Raw genomic sequence first — 7,569 nt, forward strand, 5'->3', positions numbered from 1 at the left:
GTGGCGGGAGCCTCGGGGGCGGGGTCCTCTGACTTCTTGCAGGCGCTGCCCAGAAGCAGCGCCGAGCCAAGGACGACGGCGGGGCCGAGACGGCGACTCATGGTGCGCTCCAACGAAAAATCGGCCCTCCACCATGGCAGAAGGTTGGGGCTCGGAGGAAGCCACCTCAGGAGTACCAGAGAGGCGCACCGGGGTCATTGGGACCTCGTTGCTTGCCTTCCGGGTGGGCTGGCACTTCAAGCCCAGAAGCCCGCTTGTCGCGGCCCAGGTGCCTCGAACGCGGGAGTGCGTGCTTCAGCGTCAGCCGCTCCAGCTCGGAGGACTCGCCGAGCAGCTCTGGGATGACGCCGAGCCTCTCACGTCGCCGCGGACCACAGCTCCACTTCGTGCTCGCGAGCCCGCCGCAGCGCCTGACCCAGCTCCACCGGGTAGGGCTGGCGCGTGGGCGACAGGGCGCGAATCCGGGGCGGCAGCCGTGAGACCTCGCGTCGCGCGTAGTCGCGGCTGTCCTCCAGCGTGGGTGAGGCCTCGGGCAGCCGTTGTCCTCCGCGCATCGCCGGTTGGAGCAAGGGCCTTCCAGGCGCGACGTCCTGCCTGCACGTGAGCACGTCGCCGCGCGCCACGCCGTCCACCTCCCGCCGGTAGATTTGCTTCGCGCCCGGGAGCAGCAGCTTCCCCGACGACAGCTTCACCCGGGGCCGCCCCGCGTACGCCACCAGCTTGTAGGCCATGTCCAGCGCGGGTGCGTCCGACGAAACGCCCATCGCCGTGCCCACGCCGAAGCTGTCGATGGGCGCCCCGCTCGCCACCAGCCTCGCCACCGCATCTTCATCCAGCCCGCCGCTCGCGTACACGCGCACCTGCTCCAGCCCGGCCTCGTCGAGCAGCTCCCGCGACGCCTTCGACAGCGCGAGCAAATCGCCCGAGTCCAACCGGATGGAGCGCACCTGGAAGTCCTCGCCCAGCTCGCGCGCCAGCCGGATGACGTGCTGCACGCCGCGCAGCGTGTCATAGGTGTCCACCAGCAGCGTGGCGTCCGGATGGACGCGCACGAAGGCGCGGAACGCCTCCAGCTCGTCGTCGTGCGCCTGCACGTAGCTGTGCGCCATGGTGCCCGCGAGCGGAATCCCATACGCCTTCCCCGCCAGCACATTGGAGGTGGAGTCCACGCCCGCCAGATACGCCGCGCGCGCCACCTTCAGCCCGGCGTCCGTGCCGTGGTAGCGCCGCAGGCCAAACTCCATGACGTGGCGTCCCGCGGCGGCCGTCACCACACGCGCGGCCTTCGAGGCCACGGTCGTCTGGAAGTGCACCTGGTTGAGGAGGTACGTCTCCACCAGCTGCGCCTCCGGCAGGGGCGCGCGGACCTCCAGCAGGGGCTCCTCGGCGAACACCGGCGTGCCCTCCGGGACGGCGTCCACGTCACCGCTGAAGCGGAAGCGCTCGAGCCACCCGAGCAGCCGGTCCGAGAAGCGGCCTTGAGACGCCAGCCAGTCCAGCGCCTCCGCGCCGAAGCGCAGCTGCTCCAGGTACCTCAGCGCATCGTCGAGCCCCGCCGCCAGCAGGTAGTTGCGCCGGTGCGGGAGCCTGCGCGCGAAGAGGCTGAACACGGCCTCGTCCCACATTCCCTCTTCGAGGTAGGCCTCCGTCATCGTCAGTTGGTAGAGGTCCGTCAGCAGCGCGGCGTCTTCCAGCCGGTTCATGTAGGGGGCTCCGCTCGAAGGGGCACTGGCGCCTCAGACTCAAGCTAGGCCCTGGCCTCGCCGCGCGCTCCCGCACGTCCGCTGCCCGGCGGGCAGGCGTTCGCCTCGCGCGCAGCTTTTGCCGCTCGGCCCCCGGCTGCGCATATTTTGCGCGGCTGTCGAAGGCCGACAGCATAGGGTGCCGCCTGGAGCAGGCCTTGCATTGACGCTGGCCGTACGCGGCGAGAACGGACTCGCCGAGCAGGAGAGCAGGCATGCGCGTGGCTGTCTTTGATACACACCGATACGACCGGGACGCGCTGGAGGCCGCCAACGCGCGTTTCGGACATGCGCTCACCTACTTCGAGCCGCGGCTGACGCTCCAGACGGCGCCCCTGGCGGAGGGCTTTCCCGCCGTGTGCTCCTTCGTCAACGACAAGGTGGACGCGGCCACGCTGGAGGTGTTGCACGCGGGTGGGGTGCGGCTCGTGGCGGCGCGCTCCGCGGGCTACAACCACGTGGACCTCGAAGCGGCGCGGCGGCTGGACCTGCGCGTCACGCGCGTGCCGGAGTACTCCCCCCACGCGGTGGCCGAGCACGCGGTGGCCCTGGTGATGTCCCTCAACCGCCACATCCCGCGCGCCTTCTCGCGCGTGCGTGATTGGAACTTCTCGCTCGACGGGCTGGTGGGCTTCGACCTCGCTGGCAAGACGGTGGGCGTGGTGGGCACGGGCCGCATCGGGCGCGTGGCGGCGCGCATCTTCAAGGGCTTTGGTTGCAACGTGCTCTGCTACGACGTGGCGCCGGACGCGGCCTTCGAGCGCGAGCTGGGCGTGCGCTACGCACCGCTCGACACGCTCTTCACCGAATCGGACATCCTCTCGCTGCATGTCCCGCTGACGCCGGGCACGCGGCACCTGGTGGACGCGGCGGCGCTGGCGCGGATGAAGCGGGGCGTGCTGCTCATCAACACGGGCCGCGGGGCGCTCATCGACAGCAAGGCGCTGGTCGCCGCGCTCAAGTCCGGTCACATCGGCGGGGCCGGACTGGATGTGTATGAAGAAGAGGAGGGCGTCTTCTTCCAGGACCTCTCCGGGCAGGTGCTCCAGGACGACGTGCTGGCGCGGCTCCTGACCTTCCCGAACGTGCTCGTCACGTCGCATCAGGCCTTCCTCACCCACGAGGCGCTCGCCAACATCGCCGAGACGACGCTGGCGAGCATCCAGGCCTTCGAGCGTGGCGAGCCCCTGGTGAACGAGGTGCGCGCCGAGCAGGTGCTCCGCGCGCGTTGATTTCCACTCCACTCCACGCCTCACTCGAACCTGGAGCTGCCATGTCCATTGTCTGCGCCACCAACTTCTCAGACGCCTCCCGGCGGGCCTCCACGCTGGCCGCGGAGCTGGCCCGCAAGGCCGGCACGTCCCTGTGGCTGGTCCATGTCCTCAACCCCGACTCCGTGCGCGCCTTCGGCAAGGCCCTGCTGGGCTCCGCCGAGGCGGTGCTGAGCGACGAGACGAAGCGCCTGGAGAAGCTGGGGGCGAAGGTGGAGCCCGTGCTCCTCACCGGCGAGCCGGCGGTGATGCTGGAGGCGTTCTGTCAGGAGCAGCGCGCCTCGCTGGTGGTGGCGTCACGGGGCGTGGACGAATCACCCTTCGGGGGCGAGGGCGGCACGGTGGACCGCCTGGCGCAGTCGCTGACGGTGCCGCTGCTCGCCATGCGGGACCCGGCGCCGCTGGAGGCGTGGACCCGGGGAGAGCGGCCCCTGAAGGTGCTCCTGGGCGTGGACCGCTCCCTGCCCTTCGAGGCCGCGCGTGACTGGGTGCTGACGCTGCGCAAGGGCGGCCAGGTGGACGTGGTGGGCGGGCGCGTCTACTGGCCGGAGGAGGAGGCCCGCCGCCTGGGGCTGCGGCAGGCCATGGCCTACGGTGAGGCCCCGCCCGAGCTGCAGCGGGCGCTGGAGAAGGAGAGCGCGGAGCTCCTGGCCCCGCTGGCCCAGGACGGAGCGCCCGTGCGCGCTCGCGTGGAGGTGGGCGTGGGACGCATCGCCGACCACCTGGTGGACCTGGCTGAGCAGGAGCACGCGGACCTGCTGGTGGTGGGCACGCACCACCGGCGCGCGCTGGGGCGGCTGTGGAGCGTGTCGCGCCACGCGCTGCGGCTGGCGCGGATGTCCGTGGTGTGCGTGCCCGCGCAGGCGATGACGGTGGGCACGGACACGCCGCTGCCGGAGTACCGCGAGGTGATGGTGGCCACGGACTTCTCGGAGACGGGCAACCGCGCGGTGGCGCATGCCTGCGCGCTGACGCCGCCGGGCGGCACCGTGCACCTGGTGCACGCCACCGAGTCGAAGCCGTCTCTCGAAGAGGAGGCCCAGCTGCGCGAGCAGCTCTCCGCGCTCGTCCCCAAGGGCGCGCGGGACAGGAACGTGCGGCTGGAGGTCATCCCTGGCGGCAAGGACGTGGTGGCCACGCTGGCGCAGGCGGCCGAGCGGCTGGGCGCGAGCGCCATCGTCATGGGCACGCATGGGCGGTCGGGTTGGAAGCGCGCCGTGCTGGGCTCGGTGACGCAGTCCCTGCTGCTGCGCACGGACAGGCCCGTGCTGGTGGTGCGTCCCCCGGCGGCGTGACGAGGCGCGTGGGCGCTTCCTTCTCTAGGAGGCGTCCACGTCCACGTAGGCGCGCCTGGCCAGGACGGACACGAGGCGGCCCTCCGGCAGCACATAGGCGGAGAGCTTGCCTCCGTACACGCAGCCGGAGTCCAGCCCCACCGCATACGGGTGCCGCTGGACGCCCCGCATGGCGTCGTGGCCGAAGATGACCAGCTCCGGCCCCTGCCACAGGCTGGCCCACGGCGCGCCCGCGTCCACGCGCTTCGACGGCGTCCCATCCGGCAGGATGCTGCGCAGGTTGAGCAGCTCGTCTTCTTTCTGCGCCTCCAGCGGCACGCCGGGCACCAGCCCGCCATGCACGGCGACCACGTTCAGCTCGGGGAAGAGGCGGTACAGCGGCTGGGCCTCCAGCCACGCCCAGTCCTCGGGCGTCAGGGTGTCCAGCACCTGCTGATGCTCGGGCTTCAGCTTCTTGCCGCGCGGCCCCCGGCCCGCGTGCCAGCGCAGCACGTGGGCGTCATGGTTGCCCCGCACCGCCAGGAAGCCCTGCTCCCGCGCACGGCGCACCACGCCGGCGGAGTCCGGGCCCTTCGCCACCAGGTCCCCCACCAGCACCACGCGGTCGCCTGGCTGCCAGGCGCACTGCGCCAGCAGCGCGTCCAGTTCCTCCGCGCACCCGTGCACGTCTCCAATGAAGAGCGTTCGCATCCGCCCTCCCTTTAATGCGCTTTGCATCCATCCGGAAACCCTCTGTGGGGCGTCAGGCCTCCAGGACGCTCGCGCGGCGGGAATATGTGGGGGCCTGGGCAGGTGTGGTGTCCCGGCCACGCCTGGCGCATGGCCCGCGCATTGCTGGTATGGCTGGGCGCGTGGTGGAGGTGAATGTGGAGTCAATCGGCAGTGGCCCAGGGGACGCGGTCCATTCCTCGTGGCTGGAGTTGAGTGCGTCCGCCCTGCGGCACAACGTCGCCGTGTTCCGGGCCCTGGAGGGGCAGGGGGCGGCGCCGCGCGCGCTGGGGGTGGTGCTCAAGGGCAACGCGTATGGGCACGGGCTCGCGCAGGTGTTGCCCCTGGTCCACGGCGAGGTGGACGTCCTCTATGTCATCGCCCCGCAGGACGCGCTGAAGGTGAGGGAGTACGAGCGGGCGCGGGGGCTGGCGCCGCGGCAGGTGCTCGTCCTGGGCGCGGTGGCGCCGGACGAGGCGGTGGTGCTGGCGCGCGCGGGTGTGGACGCGGTGGTGGCGGACCGTGGCTGGGCGGACGCGGCGGCGGTGCTGCGCGCGGCGAAGCTGGAGCGCCCCCTGCGGGTCCACGTCCACATCGACACCGGCCTGGGGCGCGAGGGCTTCACGCTGGACGGCTTGCCCACGGAGGCTCGCTTCCTCACGGAGTCCCGTGACGTGCTGGAGGTGGTGGGCGCGCTCAGCCACTTCGCCAACACGGAGGACGTGACGGAGCAGGGCTACGCGCTGGCGCAGGTGGAGGCCTTCGAGAGGGGGCTGGCGTTCCTCTCCGAGCAGCTGGCGCCGGCCCGGCCGCTGCAACGGCACATCGCCGCGAGCGCCGCGACGCTGGTGCTGCCTCGCGCCCGCTATGAGGCGCTGCGCGTGGGGATTTCGCTCTACGGCCTATGGCCGTCGCCGGAGACGCGGCTGTCAGCGCGGCTGGTGCTGGGCGAGGTGCCGGTGCTCAAGCCGGTGCTGGCGTGGCGGTGCCGCAGCCAGGTGATGAAGTGGCTGCCCGCGGGCAGCTACGTGGGCTACGGCTGCACGTACCGGTGCCCGGAGCCCACGCGCATCGCGGTGCTGCCGGTGGGGTACTACGACGGCTACCCGCGCCTGGCGTCGGGCAAGGCGCACGTGCTGGTGAAGGGCCGCCGGTGTCCGGTGCTGGGACGGGTGATGATGAATCACCTCATCGTGGACGTGACGCGCGCCACGTCCGACGAGCGCGCGGTGACGGCCACGCTGCTGGGCCGCGACGGCGAGGAGTCCGTGCCCGCCGAGTCACTGGCCGGCTGGGCCCAGACGATTCACTACGAGGTCGTCACCCAGCTGGGGGCGCATCTGAAGCGGGTGGTGGTGGCGTAGTCCCCGCATGCAGGGCGGCCTCCGGTGGAGGCTGCACCTTCCAGCGGCGGTGCAGCCACATCCACTGGTCCGGGTACTTGCGGATGCAGCGCTCCAGCGCGGCCGTGACGCGCGCGGTGTGCTCCGTCATCGGGTCGGCGCACTCACCCGGCGCGGGCGGGAGGATGGGGCCTTCTACCGCCAGGCGGAAGCGGGCGCCGCCCCGGCCGTTGCGCACGCTCATCACCACGAACACGGGGGCCTTCGTGCGCGCCGCCGCCACCGCCATGGCCGGCGTAGTGGAGGCCAGCTTGCCGAAGAAGGGCACGAAGGCGGCCGCCTTCGCTGGCAGGGCCTGGTCCAGCAACATGAAGGGCGACTCGCCGCGCTTCACGGCTTTGATGACCTCCTGGATGGCGCCCCGCGGGTAGATGAGGCCGGCGCCCATGCGCACGCGGTTCTCCGCGATGCGCGTGTTGAGCGCGCCCTTCAGCGGACGCACCAGGCCGGCAATCGGGATGCCGTGGCGGGTGACCATGTCTCCCAGCAGCTCCCAGTTGCCAAAGTGCGCCGTCACCAGCAGCGCGCCCTGGCCCGTGGCCACATGCGCCTTCAGCGCCTGCCAGGCCGCTTCGCCTTCCACGCCCTGCTCGGCCCAGTCCCGCGGCAGCCGGTCGCCGGACGGCAGCGACTCCAGCACCACGCGCGACATGTTGATGTAGGCGCCGCGCGCAATCTCGCGCCGCTCCGCGTCACTCTTCTCCGGCAGCGCCATGGCCAGGTTTTCCAGCGCCACGCGACGACGGATACCCAACCTGTACGCGAGGTTGCCCACGAAGCGAGCGAGCGCGTCACGCGACTCTGGGGACAGCCACGTCACGAAGGCCCAGACGAAGCGCGTCAGGAATCCCACCACCCGTCCGGGGGGCGTGCCGACGACGCGGAGCAGGTGCTCCGCTGGTCGCTTCGGCGTCATGGCGGGTGAGTCAGGGGGCGGGGAGGCAGGCACAATCTCGGACACGGTGACGCACTCCACCGCGAAGTGGAGATGACAGCAAGGCCACACCTGCCTGTTGCGCGCTACCTTGCCCGCTCGGCATGGGACACACTGCGCGCCATGCCCAACCTGCTCCGTGCAGCGGCCGTGGCCGCTGTGGCCCTCCTCAGTGCGTGCGGTGCCCGGCAGAACCCTCCCGCCACCGCCCAACCC

At 71.7% G+C, this 7,569-nt stretch carries 6 protein-coding genes; 3 read left to right on the forward strand and 3 right to left on the reverse strand.

What is annotated here, in order from left to right; translation table 11 throughout:
* Window positions 1–356: 356 nt before the first annotated feature.
* Window positions 357–1,703, reverse strand: a complete 1,347-nt coding sequence (locus tag HV824_RS33905) for a nicotinate phosphoribosyltransferase (RefSeq protein WP_176425117.1) — start codon at window positions 1,701–1,703, stop codon at window positions 357–359.
* A 254-nt stretch (window positions 1,704–1,957) separates the two neighbouring features.
* Between HV824_RS33905 and HV824_RS33910 the strand changes: the two genes are divergently transcribed.
* On the forward strand, window positions 1,958–2,974 hold the full coding sequence (locus HV824_RS33910) for a 2-hydroxyacid dehydrogenase (RefSeq protein WP_176425118.1): 1,017 nt from the start codon (window positions 1,958–1,960) through the stop codon (window positions 2,972–2,974).
* 41 nt (window positions 2,975–3,015) lie between these two features.
* On the forward strand, window positions 3,016–4,308 hold the full coding sequence (locus tag HV824_RS33915; protein WP_176421461.1) for a universal stress protein: 1,293 nt from the start codon (window positions 3,016–3,018) through the stop codon (window positions 4,306–4,308).
* 24 nt (window positions 4,309–4,332) lie between these two features.
* Here the strand turns inward: HV824_RS33915 and HV824_RS33920 are convergent, their stop codons facing one another.
* A complete protein-coding gene (locus HV824_RS33920) occupies window positions 4,333–4,998 on the reverse strand; it encodes a metallophosphoesterase (protein WP_176421462.1) in 666 nt (221 codons plus the stop codon).
* Window positions 4,999–5,147: 149 nt separating this feature from the next.
* Here HV824_RS33920 and alr point away from each other — a divergent pair, with 149 nt between their 5' ends.
* Window positions 5,148–6,380: an alanine racemase gene (alr, locus tag HV824_RS33925; protein WP_176425119.1), complete on the forward strand. Its 1,233-nt coding sequence runs from the start codon at window positions 5,148–5,150 to the stop codon at window positions 6,378–6,380.
* Here alr and HV824_RS33930 read toward each other — a convergent pair.
* Window positions 6,337–7,335: a lysophospholipid acyltransferase family protein gene (locus HV824_RS33930; protein ID WP_217917982.1), complete on the reverse strand. Its 999-nt coding sequence runs from the start codon at window positions 7,333–7,335 to the stop codon at window positions 6,337–6,339. The two genes, alr and HV824_RS33930, sit on opposite strands and share 44 nt — an antisense overlap.
* Window positions 7,336–7,569 lie beyond the last annotated feature (234 nt).

The organism is Myxococcus sp. AM009, assembly GCF_013372605.1.
Classification (GTDB): Bacteria; Myxococcota; Myxococcia; order Myxococcales; family Myxococcaceae; genus Myxococcus; species Myxococcus vastator.

Coding starts and splice junctions, on each gene's coding strand:
- HV824_RS33910 (WP_176425118.1), top strand. CDS start 1,958: ATGCGCGTGGCTGTCTTTGATACACACCGATACGACCGGGACGCGCTG.
- HV824_RS33905 (WP_176425117.1), bottom strand. CDS start 1,703: ATGAACCGGCTGGAAGACGCCGCGCTGCTGACGGACCTCTACCAACTG.
- alr (WP_176425119.1), top strand. CDS start 5,148: ATGGCTGGGCGCGTGGTGGAGGTGAATGTGGAGTCAATCGGCAGTGGC.
- HV824_RS33915 (WP_176421461.1), top strand. CDS start 3,016: ATGTCCATTGTCTGCGCCACCAACTTCTCAGACGCCTCCCGGCGGGCC.
- HV824_RS33930 (WP_217917982.1), bottom strand. CDS start 7,335: ATGACGCCGAAGCGACCAGCGGAGCACCTGCTCCGCGTCGTCGGCACG.
- HV824_RS33920 (WP_176421462.1), bottom strand. CDS start 4,998: ATGCGAACGCTCTTCATTGGAGACGTGCACGGGTGCGCGGAGGAACTG.